Below are 22,617 nucleotides of genomic sequence, written 5' to 3' on the forward strand. Positions count from 1 at the left end.
CGCGTCTCGCCCGGGCCCCCGGGCGCGCGGCGCACAGTGGGCGGGGGAGCGGTCCGGCGCGGGCCGCTCCCGCCGTCCCACCCCCGCCCGCAGGGAGCGCCCATGAGCGAGGCCGTGTCGAGACGTTCAGCGATGCGGCTGCTCGCCGCGGTGGGCCTGGGCGCCGGCGGGTGCGTCGCCACCGTGCCGCCGGGCGCCGGACTGCGTACGGGAGCCCCGGCCCCCGCGGCCGCCGCCGAGCCCGCGAGTCCCGCCCGGATCGACTCCCTCGTCGAGCGGCTCACCCTCGACGAGAAGACCGCCCTGCTCCACGGCGCCCGGGACCCGGCCCCCCTCGGCCAGGCCGGATACGTACCCGGCGTCCCGCGCCTGGGCATCCCCGCCCTCCGCCTCGCCGACGGCTCCGCCGGGGTGCGGGTCGCGAGACCCGCCACCGCCCTGCCCGCGCCCGTCCTGCTCGCCTCCGCCTTCGACCCGGCGCTGGCCCGCGAGTACGGCCGCGTCATCGGCCGCGAGGGCCGCGCGCTCGGCCAGGACGTCGTCCTGTCGCCCATGGTCAACCTCATCCGCACCCCGTACGCGGGCCGGAACTTTGAGACCTTCGCCGAGGAACCGCGCCTCACCGCCGACCTCGTCGCCGAGATGATCCGCGGGATCCAGGACGAGGGGCTCATCGCCACCGTCAAGCACTTCGCCCTCAACAACCAGGAGCACGGCCGCGACACCGTCGACGTCGTCGCCGACGAGCAGACCCTGCACGAGACCGAGCTCCGGGGCTTCGAGGCCGCCGTCACCGCCGGCGCGGGCGCCGTGATGGGCGCTTACAACAAGGTCAACGGCGTCCATGCCTGCGAGAGCAAACCGATGCTCGACGACGTGCTGCGCGGCGGCTGGGGGTTCGACGGCTGGGTGATGTCCGACTGGGATGCCACCCACAGCACCGTCGCCGCCATCGGCGCCGGACTCGACATGGAGATGCCCGGCGGCACCCACTTCGGCGGCCCGCTGCGCGAGGCGGTGCGCGGCGGCTCCGTCCCCGAGAGCGCCGTCGACCTCGCCGTACGCCGGATCCTGGGCACGATGGACCGGTTCGGGCTGCTGGCGGCCCGGCCCGCCGCGCGGCCCGCGCGCGACGCGGCCGCGGGGGCGCGGGTCGCCCGCAAGGTGGCCACCGCCGGGGCGGTGCTGCTGCGCAACGAGCACGACACCCTGCCGCTGACCGGCGCCGCCGCACGCTCGATCGCGGTGATCGGACCGACCGGCCAGGTCCCCTTCGTCGGGGGCGGCGGGAGCGCCCACGTGATCCCCGACGGGGCGGCCGCCCCGCTCACCGCCATCCGGCAGCGCGCCGGGAACGGCTCGACCGTGCGCCACGCCCTCGGCGAGGACCTGTACGGCCGGGCCCTGCCGGCTGCCCTGCTGACGCCACCCGCCGGTCTGGACGACCGGGCGGTGGACGCCGGGCGCGAGTGGAGCCACGAGGGGGAGTTCCGGCTCGCGGCGGACGACGAGTGGACCCTGCTCGTCCACTACACCGGGCAGCGGCCGGTCGTGCGCCTCGACGGGGAGGAGCTGTTCCCCCTCCGCCAGGGCGTGGCCGAGGTCTTCGCGGGCGGACTGCTCGGCTCCGCGCCGGACGGGATGACCGTCCGGCGCCGCACGCTCGCCCTCAAGGCGGGTGTCCACCGGCTCGCCGTGACCGCCCGGGGCGGGGACAAGGGCCAGCGCTTCCGGCTGCGGCACACCACGAAGGCCACCCGCGCCGCGGATCTCGCCGAGGCGGTGAAGACCGCGAAGGAGGCCCGCAGCGTGATCCTGTTCGCCTACGAGGACGCCACCGAGGGCACCGACCGGACCACGCTGGCGCTGCCGGGCGGGCAGGCCGCGCTGATCGAGGCGGTCGCCGCCGCCAACCCCCGCACCACCGTCGTGCTCAACACCTCCTCGAGCACGACCATGCCCTGGCTCGCCCGGACCGGGGCGGTGCTGCAGATGTACTACCCCGGCCAGGAGGGTGCGGGCGCCACGGCCGACATCCTCTTCGGGGACGTGGACCCGGGCGGCCGGCTCACCCAGACCTTCCCGGCCGACGAGCAGGCGACGCCGGTGGGCGGGGACCCGCTGCGCTACCCGGGCGTGGGCGGACGGCAGGAGTACCGCGAGGGCATCCACGTCGGCCACCGCTGGTACGACGCGCAGCGGGTGGCCCCGCTGTTCCCCTTCGGGCACGGGCTCTCGTACACGACCTGGCAGTACGAGAAGCTGACGGTCCGGCCGGAAGGCGGCGGCCTGCGCGTGGAGTTCACCGTCCGCAACACCGGCCGCCGCAAGGGCACGGAAGTGGCGCAGGTGTACGTGGGCCCGTCCGCGGAGCTCGACCTCGACCAGCCGGTGCGCGCGCTGGCCGGCTACCGGCGGCTGACCCTCGCGCCCGGGGAGGCGCAGCGGGTCGTCCTCGACGTCGACGCCCGGACGCTGTCGTCGTGGGACCCGGAACAGCACGCGTGGGTGCTGGGATCCGGCCGCCGCGAGGTGTTCGCGGGCCGTTCCTCGCGCGAACTGCCACTGAGGTCAAAGGCCGTGGTGGGGAGCCGATAGGCTGCCCGTTCGGCGTGTCACAGGGGGCGCGCCGGGGACGACTCGGGAGGACGTACCGGTGCACATCCAGGAATGGCTGGAGACGATTCCGGCGGTCAGCATCTATCTCCTCGTGGGTCTGGTCATCGGCCTGGAGAGCCTCGGCATCCCGCTGCCGGGCGAGATCATCCTGGTCAGTTCGGCACTGCTCGCCTCGCAGCACGGGGAGATCGACCCCGTGGTGCTGGGCATCTGCGCGACCACCGGCGCGATCGTCGGCGACTCGATCGGCTACGCGATCGGGCGCCGGGGCGGCAAGCCGCTGCTGGAGAAGCTGGGCCGGCGCTTCCCCAAGCACTTCGGGCCGGACCACGTGGCGCTGGCGGAACGCTCCTTCGAGCGGTGGGGCATGTGGGCCGTCTTCTTCGGGCGTTTCGTGGCGCTGCTGCGGATCTTCGCCGGGCCGCTGGCGGGTGTGCTGCACATGCCGTACTGGCGCTTCCTGATCGCCAACATCCTCGGCGGGATCCTCTGGGCGGGCGGCACCACGGCCGTCATCTACTCGGTCGGAATCGTCGCCGAGCCGTGGCTGAAGCGGTTCTCCTGGCTGGCCCTGGGACTCGCCGTGCTGTTCGGGATCACGGTGACGCTGGTGGTGCGCAGCCGCATGAAGAAGGCAGCCGCGGCCGCAACGGCCGAGGCCGCGGTCCCCGCGCAGCCGACGGCCCCGGTGCCGGTCTCCGAATAACGGTGAAGCGGCCGGCACCGTGTCAGACCGGGCGGCCCGCTAGACGCCCGGCGTCACCGCGGCTCGGTGCTGCTTGGCCAGGTCCACGTACATCGCGGCGTTGACCTTGATGCCCTCGCGCTCCTCCTCGGTCAGCTCGCGCCGCACCTTGGCCGGGACGCCCGCGACCAGGGAGCCGGGCGGGACCACCATGCCCTGCGGGACCAGTGCCTGGGCGGCGACCAGCGAGCCGGCGCCGATCACCGCGCCGTTCAGGACCGTCGCGCCCATGCCGATCAGGCAGTCGTCCTCGACGGTGCAGCCGTGCACGACGGCGTTGTGGCCGATGGAGACGCGCTCGCCGATCGACACCGGGAATCCGGGGTCCACGTGGAGCGTGCAGTTGTCCTGCACGTTGCTGTCCGCGCCGAGCGTGATCGGGCCGCAGTCGGCGCGCAGCACCGCGGAGTACCAGACGCTCGCGCCGGCGGCCAGGGTGACCTCGCCGACCACGACGGAGGTGGGTGCGGCGAAGGCGGTCGGGTCGACGGACGGCTGCTTGCCGCCGACGCCCGCGATGAGTGCCTGGCCCTGCGTCGCCTGCTGCGTCATGATCATTTCCTCTGTTTCCGTGAGCCGCGCTACCGGCACGGTAGGGCACGCGCCCGGCCCGCCCCGCGATGGGGTGAAGATCACAGGATGGTGGTCCGGACGACCGGCTCCCGGCGGACTACCGTGGCCGGGTGCCGAAGAACCAGAACACGTTCTCATCTCTGACGGCCCTGCGCCGCCGGCTGGCGAGCCGCGCGGTCCACACCGCCTGGCGCTGGATGCAGCAGGCCGGCGCGGTCACCGCGCAGACCCCGGGGCGGCTGCGGTTCGGCGCGATCGGGCCGAACACCCGGCTCGCCTTCCCGCAGGGCACGATCTTCGGCGAGCCCTGGATCCGGCTCGGTGACCACTGCATCATCGGCGAGCAGGTCACCCTCACCGCCGGGATGATGCCGGATCTCGACCTCGGCACGGAGCCGATGCTCGTCCTCGGCCACGGGGTGGTCATCGGCCGGGACAGCCATGTCATCGCCGACGCCCGGATCACCATCGGGAACGACACCTTCTGCGGCCCCGGGGTGTACATCACCTCCACGAACCACAGTTACGACGACCCGCACCAGCCCGTCGGCAAGCAGTGGCCGCGCAGCGCGCCGGTCGAGATCGGCCCGGGCTGCTGGCTGGGTACGGGCGCGGTGATCCTGCCGGGCGCGCGGCTGGGCCGCAACGTCGTGGTCGCCGCGGGCGCCGTCGTACGGGGCGAGGTCCCGGACCACGCCGTGGTGGCCGGGGCCCCGGCGCGCGTCGTGCGGCGCTGGGAGCCGGACACCGGCTGGCAGCCCCCGCTGCGCACGCCGGCGCCGGTCCCGATCCCCGACGGCATGACCCCGGAACAGCTCCGCGGCCTGGCGCAGCTGGCGGAGGCCGAGCAGTCCTAGGCCGCGGGCGGTCTAGAGCGCCGGGATCTCGATCGCCGGGCAGCGGTCCATGACCATGGACAGCCCGGCCTTGCGGGTGCGCTCGTAGGCGGCCTCGTCGACCACGCCCAGCTGGAACCAGACGGCGTCCGCTCCGACCGCCACCGCCTGGTCGGCGACCGGCCCCGCCAGCTCGCTGTTCACGAAGACGTCCACCACGTCCACCTTGAAGGGGATCGCCTCCAGCGAGGCGTACCCGGGCTCCCCGTGCACCGTCTCCGCCTTGGGGTGTACGGGGATCACGCGCTTGCCGAACTGCTGGAGGACCCGGGCCACCCCGTAGGCCGCCCGGTCCCGGTTGTTCGAGAGGCCCACCACGGCCCAGGTGTCGCCCAGTTCGGTGAGGATCTTGCGGATGGTTGCCGGATCGCCGTACACGTGTGCCGCCTCCTGCTGCTCGGACTCTGCTCTTCGCGCTCTGCGCTCTCCGGATCAACCGAAAAGACACATGTCCGATTCCCCGTAGGGTGGAGCGGTGAAGGCAGACCAGTACGTGACGGTGTCCCGCGAGGGTGTGCACGAGTCCGAGATCAACCGCTCGCGCTTCCTGTGCTCGCTCGCGCCCGCCGCGACCGAGCAGGAGGCGCAGGACTTCGTCGCGCGCGTCCGCAAGGAGCACCCCACCGCCACGCACAACTGCTTCGCCTACGTGATCGGCGCCGACGCGGCCGTCCAGAAGGCCAGCGACGACGGCGAGCCCGGCGGCACCGCCGGGGTACCCATGCTGCAGATGCTCATGCGCCGGGACATCCGGTACGCGGTCGCCGTCGTCACCCGCTACTACGGCGGGGTGAAACTCGGCGCCGGCGGTCTGATCAGGGCCTACGGCGGAGTCGTCGGCGAGGCCCTCGACGCACTCGGCACCGTCACCCGGCGCCGCTACCGGCTGGCCACCGTCACCGTCGACCACCAGCGCGCCGGCAAGACCCAGAACGACCTGCGCTCCACCGGCCGGACCGTGGTGGACCTGCGCTACGGGGCCGCGGTCGAGATCGAGGTCGCCCTCCCGGAGGCGGAGCTGCCCGCCTTCGAGGCCTGGCTCGCCGACAGCACGGCGGGCAGCGCCACCCTCACCCTCGGCGGAGAGACGTACGCGCCCTGAGTGACGGGCCGGACGCGTTAGCGTAGAGGGGTTCACGAGCGGGAGACCAGCAGGGGGAGACGGTATGTACGGCGAGGCCGGCGAGTGAAGTTCCTGCACACCTCCGACTGGCACCTCGGCCGGTCCTTCCACCGCGTGAACCTGCTCGGCGCCCAGGCCGCCTTCGTCGACCACCTCGTCGAGACCGTCCGGGAGCACGAGGTCGACGCCGTCCTCGTCGCCGGGGACGTCTACGACCGTGCCGTGCCCCCGCTGCCCGCCGTCGAGCTGTACGACCGGGCCCTGCACCGGCTCGCCGAGCTCGGGGTGCCCACCGTGATGATCTCCGGCAACCACGACTCCGCCCGCCGGCTCGGGGTCGGGGCCGGACTGATCGACCGCGCCGGGATCCACCTGAGGACCGACCCGGCCGGCTGCGCCGACCCCGTGGTGCTGGCCGACGTACACGGCGAGGTGGCGCTGTACGGGCTGCCCTACCTGGAACCGGCCCTGGTCAAGGACGAGTTCGGCGCCGAGAAGGTGAGCCACGAGGCCGTGCTCGGCGCGGCCATGGACCGGATCCGCGCCGACCTCGCCGCCCGCGCGCCCGGTACCCGCTCCATCGTGCTCGCCCACGCCTTCGTCACCGGCGGGCAGACCAGCGACAGCGAGCGCGACATCTCCGTCGGCGGGGTCGAGGCCGTGCCCGCCTCCGTCTTCGACGGGGTGGACTACGCCGCCCTCGGCCACCTGCACGGCTGCCAGACGATCAGCGAACGGGTCCGCTACTCCGGTTCCCCCCTCGCCTACTCCTTCTCCGAGGCCGACCACCGCAAGAGCATGTGGCTCGTCGAACTGGGCCCGGAAGGCGAGATCGCCGCCGCCGAGCGGATCGACACCCCCGTACCGAGGGCCCTCGCCCGGCTGCGCGGACCTCTCGAAGCCCTGCTCGGGGACCCGGCGCACGCCCGGCACGCGGACTCCTGGGTCGAGGCCACCCTCACCGATCCCGTCCGGCCCGACGACCCTATGGCCCGGCTCGCCGCCCGCTTCCCGCACACCCTCAGCCTCGCCTTCGACCCCGAGGGCCGCGAGGAGGAGACCGGCGCCTCCTACGCCCAGCGGCTCAAGGGCCGCAGCGACCAGGAGATCGCCGAGGACTTCGTCGCCCACGTACGCGGCGGCGGCCACCCCGACGAGGCCGAACGGGCCGTCCTCCAGGGCGCCTTCGACGACGTGCGGGCCGACGACAGCCGCCAGGAGACCCACCGATGAGGCTGCACCGGCTCAAGGTCACGGCCTTCGGACCCTTCGCCGAACCCCAGGACATCGACTTCGACGCGCTCTCCGGAGCCGGGATCTTCCTGCTGCACGGGCCCACCGGCGCGGGGAAGACCTCCGTCCTGGACGCCGTCTGCTACGCCCTGTACGGATCCGTCCCCGGCCCCCGCCAGGCACCCGGCACCAGCCTGCGCAGCGACCACGCGGCCGGCGGGACCCCCACCGAGGTCACGCTCGAACTCACCGCGGGCGGCCGCCGCCTGGAGATCACCCGGCGCCCCGAACAGGACCGCCCCAAGAAGCGCGGCACCGGCACCACCAAGGACAAGGCGCAGAGTTGGCTGCGCGAGCACACCGGTGAGGGCTGGCAGGCACTCAGCCGCTCCCACCAGGAGATCGGCGAGGAGATCGAGCAGCTGCTCGGCATGAGCCGGGAGCAGTTCTGCCAGGTGGTGCTCCTGCCGCAGGGCGAGTTCGCGCGGTTCCTGCGCGCCGACGAGGCAGCCCGCGGCCGGCTCCTCGGGCGGCTCTTCGACACCCGCCGCTTCGCCGCCGTCGAGGCCCTGCTCGGCGAACGCCGCCGGGCCGCCGAGGCCAGGGTGCGCGCCGGGGACGAGAAGGTGCTGCACACCGCGCAACGGCTCGCCCAGGCCGCCGGGGACAGCTCGGACCTGCGTGCCTGGCCGCTGCCCCGGCACCAGCCCGGCGACCCCGGTCTCGCCGCGGCCGTCCGGGCCTGGGCGGCCGTCGCCCGCTGCTCGGCGCGCGAGCGGCTGGCCGTCGCCGAGTACGCGCTCGCCGCCGTCGAGGGCCGGCACGCCGCCGCCCGGCGGGCCGCCGAGGACGCGCGGGAACTCGACCGGCTCCAGCGGCGGCACGTGGAGACGTCCCGCCGGGCCGCCGTCCTCGCCGAGGCGGCCCCCGAGCGCGAACGGGTGCGCGCACTGCTGGACCGGGCCGCCGCGGCGCCCTGGTCGCCCCCGCCCTGGAACTGCGCGGCGCGGCCTCCGCCGGGCACCTGGCCGCCGCGCACGCGAGACGGCCGCCCGCGCCGAACTCCCGGCGGCGCTGAAGGAGTCCGGCACCGAGCACCTGGCCGGCGTCGAGCAGCGGCTGCGCGAGGAGCTCGGCGCGCTGGGCGCCGCCCACCGGGCCGAGCAGCGCAGCGCCGACATCGGCCGCGAGCGGGCCAACCTGGAGCAGGAGGCCCGGGCCGCCGAAGAGCAGCACCGGGAGTCCGCCGAGTGGCTCGAGCGCTGGGAGGCCACCCGGGCCGCCCTGCACGCCCGCGCGGACGCCGCCCAGCAGGCCGCGACCCTGGCCGAGCAGCTCGCGGGCCGGCTCGAGCCCGCCCGGCTCCAGCTGAACGCGGCCCGGCGGCGCGATGAACTGGCCGCCGCCGCGGAACGCGCCGCGGGCGAACTGCTCCGCGTACGCGAGGAGTCGGCCGCCTCCCGGGAGCGCTGGCTGGAGCTCAAGGAGGCCAGGCTGCGCGGGATCGCCGCCGAGCTCGCCGAGGCACTGGTCGCGGGAGAGGCGTGCGCCGTCTGCGGATCGGCCCGGCACCCCGCTCCGGCCCGCCCGGCCCCCGGCCACGTGGACCGCGCCGCCGAGGACGCCGCCCACGCCGTGTTCGAGCAGGCCGAGCAGGCCAAGGCCGCCGTCGAGCGCCGACTGGCAGCCGACGAGCAGGCCCGCGGCGAGGCCGCGGCCGCCGCCGGAGAAGCCACCACCGCCGAACTCCTCGCCCTGACCGCGGACCTGAGCTCCGGCACGCCGCCGCGCACGCCGCGGCCGCCGGACTGCACGCGGCCCGCGAGCGGCTCGCCCGCGCCGAGCGGGAGCACGCAACGCGCAGCGCCGACCGGCTCGACGCCGAGCGCCGGGCCGCCGCCAGGGCCTCCCACCGCGAGCAACTGGACCGGGAACAGGCCTCGCTGGAGGCAGAGCTCGCGCTCGTACGGGCCGACGCGCCGACCGTCGCGGCCCGCGCCCGGACCCTGGAGGACCGGGTCCGGATGGTCTCGGCGGCCGCGGCCGCGCTGCGCCGGGCCGAGACCACCGCCGCCCGGCTGAAGGAGGCCGACGACCAGCTCGCCGACGCCGCCTTCAAGGCCGGCTTCGACACCATCGAGGCCGCCGCCGACGCGGTGCTCCCCGAGTACGAACGCACCGCGCTCCAGCGCCGGATGGACGCCTGGCAGGCAGAGGAGGCGATGCTGGCGGACCGCCTCGGCGAGACCGACACCGCCGCGGCGGCAGCACTGCCTCCGGCTGAACCGGAGCAGGCCGAGGCGTACGCGGCCCAGGCCGCGGCGAAGCTTCGTACGGCCGGGTCGGCCTTCGACGCCGCCCGGGTCCGCTGCGCCGAGCTGGACCGGCTCTCCCGGCAGGCCGAGCAGGAACTGCGCGCCCTGGGCCCGCTGCGCGAGGCCTACGAACGGGTGGCCCGGCTGGCCGGACTCACCGCCGGCACCTCCGCCGACAACGAGCGCAAGATGCGGCTGGAGGCGTACGTACTGGCCGCCCGCCTGGAGCAGGTCGCCGCCGCCGCGACGGTACGGCTGCTGCGCATGTCCGGCGGCCGCTACACCCTGGTCCACTCCGACGCGCGGGCGAGCGGACGGGGCCGGTCCGGCCTGGGGCTGCACGTGGTCGACTCCTGGACCGGCAGCGAACGCGACACCGCGACCCTGTCGGGCGGCGAGACCTTCTTCGCCTCGCTCGCCCTCGCGCTGGGCCTGGCCGACGTGGTCACCGACGAGGCGGGCGGCATGCGCCTGGACACCCTCTTCATCGACGAGGGCTTCGGCAGCCTCGACGACCAGGCGCTGGACGAGGTGCTCGACGTGCTGGACTCGCTGCGCGAGCGGGACCGCAGCGTCGGCATCGTCAGTCACGTGGCCGATCTGCGGACCCGGGTGCAGGCGCAGTTGGAGATCGTCAAGCAGCGCGGGGGCTCGGTGGTGCGCCACCGCACCGCGGCGCTCACGGACTGAGCGGCCTGCGGGGCAGCGGCGACGAGTACACGATGCTGGTGGTCACCGGGCCGAGGCCGGAGATCCGGCCGGTGACCTCCTCCAGGTGCGCCATCGAGCGGGCGGCGACCTTGAGCACGAAGCAGTCGTCACCGGTGACGTGATGGGCCTCCAGGATCTCGGAGGTGGAGTCGAGGAAGTCGTGGAACGGCTTGTAGTTGCCGTGCGGATAGCGCAGCCGGACCAGGGCCATGATCGACTTTCCGAGCTTCTCCGGGTCCACCACGGCCGTGTAGCCGGTGATGATGCCGAGTTCCTCGAGGCGGCGGACCCGCTCGGTGACGGCGCTCGCGGACATCGCCACGGAGCGGGCGAGCTCGGTGAAGCTGGCGCGGCCGTCCCGCTGGAGCGCTTCGAGGATCCGCCAGTCGGTGGCGTCAGGGGAATAGTCGGTCACATCGCAGGTCTAGCAGGGGATTCCCCGGTTGGACAAGGGAAAGGCCGGGGAAAACCCCTTCCGGGGTTGATCAACAGATCGTAGATTTTGAGCCATGACGACGACGCAGAACACCTCGACCGCACCCGCCGCCAACCCCGTACTGAGGGTGGCGCCGGCCTCTCCGGCCGCGGCCGCCGCCTACTTCGCGGCGAGCCTCGCCTTCCACGCCGACGTGTCGGATGTCGCCGCCGCCGTCAAGACCCACCGCGAGCAGGGCACCGAGCTCGGCTTCCAGCTGATCGACTCCCGCTCCACACCGTCCTGGGACCAGGCCCACGTACCCGGCGCGATCCACCTGCCCACCGCGCTCATCCCCGAGCAGGCCGAGCGGCTCCTCGACAAGAACGTGCCCGTGGTGACCTACTGCTGGGGCCCGGGCTGCAACGGAGGCGCCCGCTCCGCACTGGCCCTGGCCGAACTCGGCTTCCAGGTCAAGGAGATGCTCGGCGGCATCGAGTACTGGATCCGCGAGGGCTTCGAGGTCGAGACCTGGCAGGGCAGCCGGCAGCGTGCCGAGGCCGACCCGCTGACCGCCCCCACCGGCTCGGACGACTGCGGCTGCTGAACCGGCCGGGCCACGCGGACGGGCCGCACCCCTCGAGGGTGCGGCCCGTCCGGGTGGCCGTCCGGGTGGCGGGGATCAGAGCTTCGAGAGCTCGTCCACCAGGTCGTCCAGCCCCAGCGAACCCTGCGACAGCGCCGCCATGTGCCAGGCCTTCAGGTCGAAGGAATCGCCGTGCGCGGCCCGGGCGTTGTCCCGGCCCAGCAGCCAGGCGCGCTCGCCCAGCTTGTACCCGATCGCCTGACCGGGCATCGACAGGTACCGGGTCAGCTCGCTCTCGACGAAGTCCGCCGGCCGGCCGCTGTGCAGGCCGAAGAACTCCTGCGCGAGGTCGGGAGTCCACCTCTCGCCCGGGTGGAACGGCGAGTCCGCCGGGATCTCCAGGCCCAGGTGCATGCCGATGTCCACGATGACCCGCGCCGCCCGCATCATCTGGCAGTCCAGGTAGCCCAGACGCTGCTCCGCGTCCTTGAGGTAGCCCAGCTCGTCCATCAGCCGCTCCGCGTACAGCGCCCAGCCCTCGGCGTTGGCACTGACGATGCCGACGGTGGCCTGGTAGCGGGAGAGCTGGTCGGCGACGTGCGTCCACTGCGCGAGCTGGAGGTGGTGACCCGGAACGCCCTCGTGGTACCAGGTGGAGACCAGGTCGTACACGGGGAACCGGGTCTGGCCCATGGTGGGCAGCCAGGTGCGGCCCGGACGGGAGAAGTCCTCCGAGGGACCGGTGTAGTACGGAGCCGCGGCGCCGCCCGGCGGGGCGATCCGGGACTCCACCTTCCGTACCCGCTCGGCGAGTTCGAAGTGCGTGCCGTCGAGGTTCTCGATGGCCTCGTCCATGATGCCCTGCAGCCAGGCCTGGACCTCGTCCACGCCCTCGATGTGGGTGCCGTGCTCGTCGAGGTGGCGCAGTGCGTCCCAGGGGCCGGCGCCGGGCAGGATCTTGGCCGCCTCGGTCTTCATCTCGCCGAGCAGCCGGTGGTACTCGGACCAGCCGTAGGCGTACGCCTCGTCCAGGTCCAGGTCCGTGCCGTTGAAGTACCGCGACCAGCGGGCGTACCGCTCGCGGCCGACGGTGTCCGGCTTGCCCTCGACGGCCGGGGCGTACACCGACTCCATCCAGTCGCGCAGTTCGGCGACGGAGGCGGTCGCGGCGGTCGCGGCCTCGTCGAGCTCGGCGCGCAGGGCTTCCGGGCCGGCGGAGGCGAAGTCCTCGAAGAAGGCGGGCTCGTCGCCGTTCTGGCCGGCCCAGGCGGCGAGCTGGCCGATCATGGTGGCGGTGGCGCGCGGGCCGCCGTACAGGCCCCGCTCCAGACCGAGGCCCAGGCTCTCCCGGTAACCTGCGATCGCGGCCGGTACGGCGCGCAGCCGCTCGGCGATCGCGGCCCAGTCCTCGTCGGTGTCGGCGGGGGTCAGCGTGAAGACCTCGCGGACGGAGTGCACGGGGCTGTGGATGTTGCTCACCGCGCACAGGTCCTCGTCGGCCTCGTGGACGGCGAGTTCGGCCGTGAGGCGCTCGCGCAGCAGGCGGGCGCAGCGGCGCTCGGCGTCGCTGTCGGCGCCGGGGAGGCGCTCTGCGGCGTCGAGGCGGGCGAGGGTGGTGCGGGAGAGTTCGGCGACGGCAGCGCGGCCGGCCGGGGAGAAGTCCGGGAGCTTGCCGGAGCTCGCGGCGACACCGAGGTAGGTACCGGTGATCGGGTCGAGGGTGATCAGGTCGTCGACGTACGCGTCGGCCACCTGGCGGGGCAGCCTGGTGTCGCTGCCGTTGTGGAGGGTCTCTGACATGGGGCCATCTTCGTATGCGAGACGGGGCCACGTCATCACCGTTTGACGCCGGCCTGCTGACGTGAGAAGGCGGGCGGCACCTCCGGGCGGCCCGGTCCGCCCCGGTCCGCCCCGGTCCGGGCGAGGGGGACCGGGGCGTGCCGCTCGGAGCCGGCCCGTCGGGGTCGGTGCCGGTACGGCGCGGGGTCAGTGGCCGTGGCGGGGGCTCTGCTGCTCGCGCGGGAGCTCGTACGGGAGCTCGTACGGGAGCCGCGAACTGACCGGGGTGGCATCCAGCCGGGCCGTGATCACCAGCGTGCCCTCTTCGATCTGGTAGTCGAGGGGCAGGCCCAGGCCGCGCATGGCGGCGACCATGCCGGTGTTGGAGGCCCGGGTGACGGCGTACACGCTGTCGCAGCCGGCCTCGATGGCCATCGAGATGAGCCGGCGCAGCAGTTCGGAGCCGACGCCGCGGCGCTGCCACTCGTCCTCGATCAGCAGCGCGATTTCGGTCTCGTCCCCGTCCCAGAGCAGGTGGCCGAGGGCGACGAGCTTGCCGGAGGCGGTGGTGGCGGCGAGGGTGCGGCCGAAGCGGGGGCTCAGCAGGTGGCCGAGGTAGCGGTCGGCGTCGGCGACGGGGCCGTGGTAGCGCAGGCCGAGGGTGCGCTCGGAGCAGCGGTCGTGCATCGCGCGGGCCGCCGCCTGGTCGGAGCCGTCGGCGCGGCGCACGGTGATCTCGTTGCCCTCGGGCAGGGTCAGCACGTCCTGGCTGCGGGGCACGCGCGGGCCGAGGCGGGCGTCGAGCTCGACCAGGGCGCGGGCGCGGGCGAACTCGGTCGGGGTGAACGGCAGGTAGGGCCGTTCCACGGTGATCGCGCCGCCCGAGGGGTCGCGCAGCCGCATGACCGTGGCCTCCAGGACCCCCTCGACCGGGGCGTCGGCGCCGGAGTTGGGGCGGCCGGAGAGGGTGGTCGCCGGGATGGAGTGGATGGTGCAGCGGCCCAGCAGCTGGCGCAGTGCGAGCGGGAGCTCGGCGGCGTCCAGGGCGGTCCGGGTGGCCAGGCCCAGTACGCGGGTCGGGGTGTCGACCAGGTCGTGGGCGTCGGCGCGCTCGATCCAGGTGCTGTGGCCGCCGGCCCGGGAGATGGCGCGGCTGAGATCGGCGGAGGCCAGCTGCTGCGGAGCGCGCAACAGGAACTCGTCGACGGTGCCGCCCTCGGGGAGCGGGTGCGTCTGGAGGGTGAGGATGTCGACGCCGTTGCGGGCGAGGGCGGTGCAGAGCGCCGCCAGGGAGCCGGGCTCGTCACGGACAGTGGTGCGCATCCGCCACAGGGCGGCGGTGGCCACGGTCGCGCCGGGGGCGGTGGCCGGGGGCGTATCGCTGGGCGCTGTGCCGTCCGGCGGGGGCGCATGGCTGTGGCGCCGTGCCCACCAGGTGTGGAAGGCCGCGGTGACCAGGAGTGCGACGGCCGAGGCGACCAGCAGGATCGGGCCCCTCGGGCCGTGCACGACGAGATTGGCGATGGCGTCGGCGACCGCGACGGCGCAGAAGAGCGCGGCGAGTTCGACGACGTCGCGACGCCAGTGGTGCCGGTGGAGACGCTGGGCAGGGGCAACATTACGGTCAGTCATGCACACCACTGTGACGTAGGGGTGTTGCGTGATCACGAACGATCTGTGACCGATGGGTTAAGTGTCCATCTGGTCGATTTCACCCAGTTTTCCAGGTTATTTCCGACACTCGGAGGGGGTGGGTGGGGTGGGTCGGCGCTTCGTGTGCTCACTGACCCACGCGGCCGGGCTGGAGCGTCCTGGTGAACAGGACGCCTCCTCCTTGGCGCCGCAGCCGGACGGTGAGCTCTCCGCCGGTGCCGTCGATGTCGACCTCGCCGTAGTACGGAGGGTTCTCCGAGGGTGACATGTTGGCGAGCGGGGCCGACTGCACGTACGCCGTCTCCGGGCCGAAGGTGGCGTCGAGCCGCCCGGCGGGGAAGCCGCCCGCGCCGATCGGGCCGGAGACGAACTCCCAGAACGGTGCGAAGTCGGTGAAGGCCGCCCGCTCGGGCGCGTAGTGGTTGGCGGCCGTGTAGTGGACGTCGGCGGCGAGCCACACGGTGCCGGTGATGCGCTGGTGCTTGATGTGGCGCAGGAGTTCGGCGATCTGGAGCTCGCGCCCCAGCGGCGCTCCGGGATCGCCCTGGGCCACGGCCTCGAAGTTGGCCGCCCCGTCGGCGACGACGATGCCCAGCGGCATGTCGGCGGCGATGACCTTCCAGGTGGCGCGCGAGCGCGACAGCTCGCGCTTGACCCAGGCCAGCTGCTCGGGACCGAGGATGCCGATGGGGTCCTCGGTCTGGGTGCCGGGGGAGTTGGCGTTGCGGTAGGTGCGCATGTCGAGCACGAAGACGTCGAGCAGCGGACCGTAGCGCATCACGCGGTACATCCGGCCCTCGGCGCGGCCGCCGCGCAGGTCGGTGACGGGGAAGTACTCGCCGAAGGCCTGGCGGGCCCGGGCGGCGAGGACGTCGGCCTCCCGGACGGTGTAGCGGGGGTCCTCGATCAGCTGGCCCGGATACCAGTTGTTGCGCACCTCGTGGTCGTCCCACTGGGCGAGGACCGGGACCTGGGCGTTGAAGTCGCGCAGGTTGCGATCGAGCAGGTTGTAGCGGAAGTTCCCGCGGAACTCGGCGAGGGTCTCGGCGACCTTCGACTTCTCCTCGGTGGTGACGTTGCGCCAGACGCTGCCGTCGCGCAGCGGGACGGAAGGCTGGATCGGCCCGTCGGCGTAGATCGTGTCCCCGCTGAAGAGGAAGAAATCGGGGTCGCGCAGCCGCATTTCCTCGAAGACGCGGTAGCCGCCGAGGTCGGGGTTGATGCCCCAGCCCTGGCCCGCCAGGTCGCCCGACCACAGGAAGCGCACGTCGTGGCGGCGGGAGGCGGGGGTGGTGCGGAAGGTGCCGCAGACCGGCTCGCCCGTGCGGCGCGGGTCGTCGGGGTCGGCCAGGACGACCCGGTAGTGGACCTGCTGTCCGGGCGGCAGGTCGCGCAGGACGGTGGTGCCGGTGAAATCGCCGGACGGGCCGAGCAGCGGGCCGCGGTGGCGGCGTACGGCGTAGCGGAACGCCTCGCTCGGGGAGGTGTCGACGTACATCCGCGCGGGGCGGTCGGAGCGGGTCCATACCGTGGCCGAGTGCGCGGTGATCTCGCCGGACTGGACGCCCCAGAGAGCCTGCGGCCGCCCGGAGCGGGCGAAGGCGGGGGCGGCGAGCGCCGGGGCGGCGAGCAGCGCGGTGGACAGGGCGAGGGAACCGCCGAGGAGGGTCCGTCGGGTGTGCGGGTTCGGTGCCATCGGTGTGTCTCCAGGGGGCGGCGAGATCGGGCCGGACCAGCGTGCCGCCGCACACCGGCCCGGCCGCGTCTCCCACGCGAACCTCGGATGAACAGCCGTCAGCGGCTCAGGCAGCCGTACGAGTTGCCGTGCTACGGGCCGTGTCCAGGACGACCCGGGCGACCAGCGCGGGATCGTCGCTCATCGGTACGTGGCCGCAGTCCGGGAGTCGCACCAGCCGGGCGCCGGGGACGGTCTGCTTGGCGCGCACGCCCTGGCGGCGCAGGAGCAGCCGGTCGCGGGTGCCCCAGGCGATGGTGACCGGCAGGCCGGGAACGTCGTCGGTGAACCGTACGGAACCGCCCGCGGCCAGGGTCTTCTCGAAGCCGGTGGCATCGCGCAGGGCGAGGGTCTCGGCGACCACGGCCTCGGGCGAACGGCGGGCCGGGCGGGCGTAGATGGTGCCGGTGAGCGCGGTCCGGCCGGCGGCGGTGCGTGAGAGCCGCTCCAGCGCGGGGCGGGGCAGTGCCTTGGCGCCGGCGCGCATCGCGAGGAGGGTGGCGAAGGCGTAGCGGCGTTCGCCCTCGGTCCAGAACCCGGCGGGGGAGAGCGCCGTGACCGAGCGGGCCAGGCCTATCCGGCCCATCTGGAGCGCGAGCAGGCCGCCGAGCGAGTTGCCCGCCACGTGCGGGCGCTCGACGCCGAGCGCGGCGCAGAGCGCCCCCAGGGCCGGGGCGACGGTACCCAGGTCGTACGGGACCCCGTCGGGCAGCGGCTCCGAGACGCCGAAGCCGGGCAGATCGACGGCGATCACGTCGTGCTCGGCGGCCAGGATGTCGGTCACGGGGTGCCAGGCCTGGAGGTGGTGGCCTATGCCGTGCAGCAGAAGAAGCGGTTCGCCCGCGCCCTTGCGCTCGTAGGCGACGTTGGCGTTGCGCGGGCCCAGCGGCGAATCGATGGTGAACGAGACCGTGGCGGTCATGCTGCTCCTCGTCGGGTGGACGCGTACGAGACAGGCTGTCAGTAGTACCCACCGCCATGATTACCGCCCGGTAGGCCTTGACTACAAGCCTTTGGGACGTTCCGGGTGCACGAGAACATCCCGTGAACGGCTTGATACGTATGCCCGGTCTGCCCGGCAAAGGCATGAGCATTGGTCTTGACCAAGGGGGTGCACCGTCCTATCGTCGCAGGGATAGTGCAGGAACCTTTAATAAACAAGGGCGCGGAACTGCCGCTGGAACACACGGCGAGTGCAGCGATGGCAGGAGGATTCAGGGTGGGGACCACGCAGCTCGAAACGGTGCCGGAGCCGAAGTACTGGCACCTCAAGACCGTCCTCAGCGAAGCGCTCGACCAGGACTTCGCCGTCGGCGAGGTGCTGCCCAACGAGCGTGAACTCGCAGCCCGTTTCGGAGTTGCCCGCGCGACCCTGCGTCAGGCGCTGGAGCAGCTCGAGCTCGAAGGCCGCCTGCAGCGGCGCCGCGGCGTCGGTACCACGGTCGCCCCGCCGCGCGTCGGCGTCGCCGTCGGCAGTGCGCAGCACAGCTGGCCCGGTGAGGCCGTCGACGGCTGGGAGCCGGTGGACGCGGGCGAGGGCCTGCCGTCGGCCGCGGTCCTCAGGCTTCTCGTCGCGGGCGGGGGAACGGGTGGGGGCTTTGCCGCCGACCAGCCCGTCCACACGGTCCGCCGGACCCGGGTCACCCAGGGCCAGGTCGTCGCCGCCGAACTGCTCTACGTCCCGGCCGCCTCCGTACCCGGACTCACCGGCATCGAGGCCCCGGCCGGACCCGCCCGCGCCCGAGCCGTCCTGCGCGAGCTCCAGCGGCTGGTCCTGGACGGCCAGGACCGCTCCGTGGAGCTCGGTTCCGCCCGGGCCGACGACGCCAAGGAGCTGGACCGGCTGCCCGGCGCCCCGGTCCTCCTGGTCACCACGCGGTACTTCACCGCCGCGGGCACGGCCGCCGTCTCGGTGGCCACCTACCGCGCCGACACCTGCCGCCTGACCTTCGGCGACTCGGGTGACGTCGAGATCACCCACGAGCCGCGCGTCGCCTCCTGAACGAGCCCGACAACCAGCCCGACCCGGCCTGAACCAGCCCGACCCACCCTGAGACACCCCCCGCCGGCAGCCCCTGCCTCCCGGCCGGCGGGTCGTCAGGGGCGGCGGGCCGTGACCGTCTTCTCCACCGCGAAGAGCTCTTCCTCGACGTGGTCGAGCGCGAGCCGCAGCGCCCCGGTGGCCACCGCGGCCTCGCCGAGCAGCGAGAGGGCCACCCTGGGCGGACGCAGGCAGTAGCGTTCCAGCTCCTGGCGGAGGGGGTCCAGCACCCCGTCCAGGCCGGCCGCCCAGCCGCCGACGACGACCAGCTCCGGATCCATCGCCAGGACCAGCGCCGCCACATCGTGGACCAGCCGCTGGATGAACCGCTGCACGGCCGCCACCGCGCGCTCGTCGCCCCGCCGGGCCATCGCGAAGACCTCGGCGACGGCGGGTTCGTCCAGCGGGTGCAGCGGTTCGCCGGTGGTGGACAGCAGCCTCTCGGGAGTGACCTCCCGGCCCAGCAGGTGCAGGGCGCCGATCTCACCGGCCGCCCCGCCGAAGCCCCGGTGCAGCCGGCCACCGATCAGCGAGCCCGCGCCCGGGCTGAGCCCCGCCATCACGAACACCATGTCGTCGGTGTCCCGCGCGGCCCCCTTCCAGTGCTCGGCGACCGCCGCCGCGTTGGCGTCGTTCTCCACATGCACCGGGCAGCGGAACGAGCGCCGCAGCCGATCCCCGAGCGGAAGCCCGGTCCAGCCGGGCAGCGCGGTGCCGAGGCGGACCGTGCCGTCCGCCTCCACGATCCCGGGGCTGCCGACGCCGACCGCCCGCAGGGAGTCGCGCGGCACGCCGGCGCGGCGCAGCAGGTCCGCGACCGCCGCCCGTACCCGTTCCAGCCGTTCGTCGGCCGAAGCCGCCTCGGCGACCTCCTTGGTACCGGCGCCGATGACCCGCCCGTCCAGCCCGGACAGCAGTACCGCGACCCGGTGCGAGCCGATCTCGATGCCGAGCAGGTGGCCCGCCTCGGCCCGGAATCGGAACCTTCGCGCAGGACGCCCCTGCCGGCGCGCGCCTTCCTCGGCGTCTGCCTCGACGACGAGTCCGGTTCCGATCAGCCCTTCGACGACTCCCTCGACGGTGGGCCGGGAGAGCCCGGTCACCCGGGTGAGATCGGTGAGGGTCGGCGATTCGGCCGCGCGCAGTGCCCGAAGCACCACGGCGGAGTTGATCCGCCGCAGCAGGGAGGGGTCCCCGCCGGTCAGCTGCCCCAACGTGTGTCCTCCCAGCCGGCGAGCCTGTCAGCCGGATCGTACTGCGCACCCGCCACGGCGGCGAGAAGTGGCCCCTTCATCGGCCGGAATGTGCCCTTCCTCTCAGGCCGGGGCGACGAAGCCCGACTCGTACGCCGTGATCACCGCCTGGGTCCGGTCGCGCGCCCCCAGCTTCGCCAGGATCGCGCTGACGTGTGACTTCACCGTCTCCGCACCGATGATCAACTCGCCGGCGATCTCCACGTTGGTCAGCCCCCGCGCCATGAGCCGCAGCACCGACTCCTCCCGCTCGGTCAGGGCCGCCCGCTCCAGCGCGGCCCGGGCCTGGCGGTTGCCGTACTCCGCGGCCAGCGCCCGCACCGCGGCCGGGAAGAGCAGGGTCTCGCCCTCCGCCACCAGCCGTACCGCGTGCACGATCTCCGAGGGGCGCGCCCGCTTGAGCAGGAACCCGTCCGCGCCGGCCCGCAGCGCCTGGTAGACGTACTCGTCGTTCTCGAAGGTCGTGACCACCAGGATCTTCGGCGGGGAGTCCACCGACCGCAGGACCGCCCGGGTCGCCTCGATCCCGTCGAGCAGCGGCATCCGCACATCCATCGCCACCACGTCGGGCCGCAGCTGCCGTACGAGCGGGACGACCGAGGCGCCGTCGGCCGCCTCACCCACCACTTCGATGTCGGGCTGAGCTTCCAGGACGGCGCGCAGACCCGCGCGCACCAGGGGTTCGTCGTCGACGAGCAGTACGGTAACCGGCATCCGGTCAGCGTATTCGCTCCAGCGGAAGCCGGGCGCGCACCCTCCAGTTGCCCTCGTTCGGCCCGGTCTCGGCCTCCCCTCCCAGCAGTGCGGCACGCTCCCGCATACCGCGCAGTCCGCTGCCCTTGCCCGTCATCAGCGCGGGACCGTCCGGCAGCGGATTGACGACCTCCAGTTCCAGTCGCCCCACAGCCGCCTCGATGCGCACCCGGACCGGCACCGGGCCGCAGTGCCTCAGCACATTGGTCAGCGCCTCCTGAAGGATCCGGTATCCCTCGCGGGTCACGGGACCCGGCAACTGCTCGAGCGGACCCGACAGTTCGGCGTCCACCGGGGAACCCGAGGCCCGCGCCGAGTTCAACAGCCGGTCCGCGTCGGCGAGGGTGGGCCGTTGCGAGGGGGGCTGAGCGGACTCCCGGAGCACCAGCAGCACCCGCTCCAGATCCTCCAGCGCGGCCCGGCCGGTCTCCTCGATCGCGCACAGGGCACGGTCGGTGAACTCCGGGTTGCCCGCGGCCCGGGCGGCGCCCGCCTGGACGACCGCCACGGTGAGCGCGTGCCCGATGGAGTCGTGCAACTCCCTCGCGATCCGCGTCCGTTCCAGCAGCTGCTCGGTACGCGCCTCCAGCGCGGTGAGCCGCTCGGCGGCCGAAGGCCCCAGCAGCCTGGCGGCGATGGCCGTGACGGCCTCGCCGAGCAGGACCACCACGACCAGCAGGAGGACCACCGGTACCGGCACGAGGAGGATGGCCAGCCAGCGGGGCGGGACGATGGGCAGGATCACGTCATCCCCGGCAAGGGACTGCCCAGCACCGGTGAGGACGAGCTCCACCGTGATGACCGGGAGCCACACGGAGGCCATCATCGCCACGCCGGCGAGCACGAGACGTATCTCAAGCCACGCGACCGTCCGCCAGCGATCCCCCCACCGGGCCGACGGCACAGTGCTGATGGACCCGTCGTGCCGGCCGCGCTCGTGCGGGGTCAGCAGGAACTGGGCCTGCAATCCCTCGGCCAGCCGCACCCACGGAAGCAGCCCGAACGGCGCGACGATCAGGGCAGGCATCCACGGCCAGGCCGGCTCTATGAACAGCCAGACGGCCACGATGAGTACGGGCACGAGCAGGTGCAGCCAGCGGGTGTACGTGACCCCGCGAAGGGGCGCACGAAGCAATCGGTACATGTCCTCATCGTGGCAGTTGGCTGTCGGGTCACGTCTCCCCCGTGCGGGGGAGACGATCCCCCCGCGTGGGGGAGGGCAGGGGGTGGGGCCGGCGGCGAATCTTGAGGCATGAACACGATCGAGATCCGAGAACTCACCAAGGAGTACGGCACCTACCGTGCGGTGGACGGCCTCACCTTCGACGTCCTGCCGGGGCGGGTCACCGGATTCCTGGGCCCCAACGGCGCCGGGAAGTCCACCACGATGCGCCTGCTGCTGAGCCTGGACCGGGCCACATCCGGCACGGCCACCATCGGCGGCCGGAGCTACCCGGACTTCCCGGACCCGCTGCACCGGGTCGGCGCGCTCCTGGACGCGCAGGCTGCGCACGGCGGGCGCACTGCCCGCGACCACCTCCGCTTTCTCGCCGCGGCCGGCGGTGTGCCGATGCGCAGGGTGGACGAGGTCCTGGAGCAGGCCGGGATAGCCTCCGTGGCCAAGCGGCGGATCAAGTCCTTCTCGCTCGGCATGCGCCAGCGACTCGGCATAGCCGCAGCGTTGTTGGGCGACCCCGGGGTGCTCCTGCTGGACGAGCCGACCAACGGCCTCGACCCCGAGGGCATCATCTGGATCCGTGAGCTGATGCGCGGTCTCGCCGCCGAAGGACGCACCGTCCTGGTCTCCAGCCACCTGATGTCGGAGACCTCGGCGCTCGCCGACCACCTGGTCGTGCTCGGCAATGGCAGGCTGCTGGCCGATACCTCGATGGAGGAGTTCATCGACGCCCGCAGTACCCAGCGGGTGCGCCTGCGCACGTCCGACCCGATCCGGCTGCGGGCCGCACTGGCCCGCGACGGCTTCGAGATGGTGACCGCGGACGACGGGCGTTGGACCGTCGAAGGCATACGGGCGGAACAGCTCGGCGGCCTGGCCGCCCGCGAAGGCATCCCCATGCTGGAACTCTCCGACGAGCGCGCCTCGCTGGAGCAGGCGTACCTCGATCTCACAGCCGATCACGCGCAGTTCACCGCAACCCGCTGACTTTCCCTACCTTCAGGAGGCAT

General features: G+C 73.5%; 18 protein-coding genes and 1 pseudogene. 9 read left to right on the top strand and 10 right to left on the bottom strand.

The features are described from left to right. Nucleotides 1-102: 102 nt before the first annotated feature. Nucleotides 103-2,598 (top strand): beta-glucosidase, encoded by a 2,496-nt coding sequence (locus OHA89_RS31140; RefSeq protein WP_406367613.1) that lies wholly within the window; start codon nucleotides 103-105, stop codon nucleotides 2,596-2,598. A gap of 58 nt (nucleotides 2,599-2,656) precedes the next feature. Further along, nucleotides 2,657-3,325, top strand: a complete 669-nt coding sequence (locus OHA89_RS31145; protein ID WP_257557445.1) for a DedA family protein — start codon at nucleotides 2,657-2,659, stop codon at nucleotides 3,323-3,325. Nucleotides 3,326-3,364: 39 nt separating this feature from the next. Here the strand turns inward: OHA89_RS31145 and OHA89_RS31150 are convergent, their stop codons facing one another. Next, on the bottom strand, nucleotides 3,365-3,916 hold the full coding sequence (locus tag OHA89_RS31150) for a gamma carbonic anhydrase family protein (protein ID WP_266610971.1): 552 nt from the start codon (nucleotides 3,914-3,916) through the stop codon (nucleotides 3,365-3,367). A 131-nt stretch (nucleotides 3,917-4,047) separates the two neighbouring features. Here OHA89_RS31150 and OHA89_RS31155 point away from each other — a divergent pair, with 131 nt between their 5' ends. Then, nucleotides 4,048-4,794: a DapH/DapD/GlmU-related protein gene (locus tag OHA89_RS31155; RefSeq protein ID WP_257557446.1), complete on the top strand. Its 747-nt coding sequence runs from the start codon at nucleotides 4,048-4,050 to the stop codon at nucleotides 4,792-4,794. A 12-nt stretch (nucleotides 4,795-4,806) separates the two neighbouring features. On the opposite strand, the gene OHA89_RS31160 is transcribed toward OHA89_RS31155, so the two are convergent. Further along, on the bottom strand, nucleotides 4,807-5,211 hold the full coding sequence (locus tag OHA89_RS31160; protein ID WP_266610972.1) for a CoA-binding protein: 405 nt from the start codon (nucleotides 5,209-5,211) through the stop codon (nucleotides 4,807-4,809). Nucleotides 5,212-5,308: 97 nt separating this feature from the next. Here OHA89_RS31160 and OHA89_RS31165 point away from each other — a divergent pair, with 97 nt between their 5' ends. The 3 genes and pseudogenes from OHA89_RS31165 to OHA89_RS31175 all read left to right on the top strand — a co-directional run bounded on the left by OHA89_RS31165 (nucleotide 5,309) and on the right by OHA89_RS31175 (nucleotide 10,194). Beyond that, nucleotides 5,309-5,935 (top strand): YigZ family protein, encoded by a 627-nt coding sequence (locus tag OHA89_RS31165; RefSeq protein ID WP_257557448.1) that lies wholly within the window; start codon nucleotides 5,309-5,311, stop codon nucleotides 5,933-5,935. An 84-nt stretch (nucleotides 5,936-6,019) separates the two neighbouring features. After that, nucleotides 6,020-7,189: an exonuclease SbcCD subunit D gene (locus tag OHA89_RS31170; protein ID WP_266610974.1), complete on the top strand. Its 1,170-nt coding sequence runs from the start codon at nucleotides 6,020-6,022 to the stop codon at nucleotides 7,187-7,189. Next, nucleotides 7,186-10,194 (top strand): annotated as a pseudogene (locus tag OHA89_RS31175) (AAA family ATPase). The gene OHA89_RS31170 and the pseudogene OHA89_RS31175 overlap by 4 nt, the downstream one beginning before the upstream one ends. Here OHA89_RS31175 and OHA89_RS31180 read toward each other — a convergent pair. Further along, nucleotides 10,184-10,630: an Lrp/AsnC family transcriptional regulator gene (locus OHA89_RS31180; protein ID WP_266610978.1), complete on the bottom strand. Its 447-nt coding sequence runs from the start codon at nucleotides 10,628-10,630 to the stop codon at nucleotides 10,184-10,186. The pseudogene OHA89_RS31175 and the gene OHA89_RS31180 overlap by 11 nt on opposite strands. A gap of 94 nt (nucleotides 10,631-10,724) precedes the next feature. On the opposite strand from OHA89_RS31180, the gene OHA89_RS31185 reads away from it, so the two are divergent. Further along, a complete protein-coding gene (locus OHA89_RS31185) occupies nucleotides 10,725-11,237 on the top strand; it encodes a rhodanese-like domain-containing protein (RefSeq protein WP_215141242.1) in 513 nt (170 codons plus the stop codon). A gap of 75 nt (nucleotides 11,238-11,312) precedes the next feature. On the opposite strand, the gene OHA89_RS31190 is transcribed toward OHA89_RS31185, so the two are convergent. The 4 genes from OHA89_RS31190 to OHA89_RS31205 all read right to left on the bottom strand — a co-directional run bounded on the left by OHA89_RS31190 (nucleotide 11,313) and on the right by OHA89_RS31205 (nucleotide 17,305). After that, nucleotides 11,313-13,016, bottom strand: a complete 1,704-nt coding sequence (locus OHA89_RS31190) for a DUF885 domain-containing protein (protein ID WP_406367617.1) — start codon at nucleotides 13,014-13,016, stop codon at nucleotides 11,313-11,315. A gap of 186 nt (nucleotides 13,017-13,202) precedes the next feature. Further along, entirely contained in the window at nucleotides 13,203-14,627 is a 1,425-nt protein-coding gene (locus OHA89_RS31195) for a GNAT family N-acetyltransferase (protein WP_406367618.1), read from the bottom strand. Between the two features lie 148 nt (nucleotides 14,628-14,775). Then, complete coding sequence (locus OHA89_RS31200) at nucleotides 14,776-16,344, bottom strand: alkaline phosphatase D family protein (protein ID WP_406367619.1); 1,569 nt, start codon at nucleotides 16,342-16,344, stop codon at nucleotides 14,776-14,778. 106 nt (nucleotides 16,345-16,450) lie between these two features. Continuing rightward, nucleotides 16,451-17,305: an alpha/beta fold hydrolase gene (locus tag OHA89_RS31205; protein WP_406367621.1), complete on the bottom strand. Its 855-nt coding sequence runs from the start codon at nucleotides 17,303-17,305 to the stop codon at nucleotides 16,451-16,453. A gap of 297 nt (nucleotides 17,306-17,602) precedes the next feature. Between OHA89_RS31205 and OHA89_RS31210 the strand changes: the two genes are divergently transcribed. After that, nucleotides 17,603-18,385, top strand: a complete 783-nt coding sequence (locus OHA89_RS31210; RefSeq protein ID WP_266610985.1) for a GntR family transcriptional regulator — start codon at nucleotides 17,603-17,605, stop codon at nucleotides 18,383-18,385. Nucleotides 18,386-18,480: 95 nt separating this feature from the next. On the opposite strand, the gene OHA89_RS31215 is transcribed toward OHA89_RS31210, so the two are convergent. From OHA89_RS31215 to OHA89_RS31225, 3 genes are all read right to left on the bottom strand, one after another. Continuing rightward, nucleotides 18,481-19,638 (bottom strand): ROK family transcriptional regulator, encoded by a 1,158-nt coding sequence (locus tag OHA89_RS31215; protein WP_257557457.1) that lies wholly within the window; start codon nucleotides 19,636-19,638, stop codon nucleotides 18,481-18,483. Between the two features lie 102 nt (nucleotides 19,639-19,740). Beyond that, nucleotides 19,741-20,391, bottom strand: coding sequence for a response regulator transcription factor (locus tag OHA89_RS31220; RefSeq protein ID WP_215141230.1), 651 nt, complete (start codon nucleotides 20,389-20,391; stop codon nucleotides 19,741-19,743). A 4-nt stretch (nucleotides 20,392-20,395) separates the two neighbouring features. Then, entirely contained in the window at nucleotides 20,396-21,574 is a 1,179-nt protein-coding gene (locus OHA89_RS31225; RefSeq protein ID WP_266610987.1) for a sensor histidine kinase, read from the bottom strand. A 108-nt stretch (nucleotides 21,575-21,682) separates the two neighbouring features. On the opposite strand from OHA89_RS31225, the gene OHA89_RS31230 reads away from it, so the two are divergent. After that, nucleotides 21,683-22,594 carry an ABC transporter ATP-binding protein gene (locus OHA89_RS31230; protein WP_406367623.1) on the top strand — a complete coding sequence of 304 codons (912 nt, stop codon included), beginning with the start codon at nucleotides 21,683-21,685 and terminating at the stop codon, nucleotides 22,592-22,594. Nucleotides 22,595-22,617 lie beyond the last annotated feature (23 nt).

Source organism: Streptomyces sp. NBC_01546, from assembly GCF_045208355.1.
Taxonomy (GTDB): Bacteria; Actinomycetota; Actinomycetes; order Streptomycetales; family Streptomycetaceae; genus Streptomyces.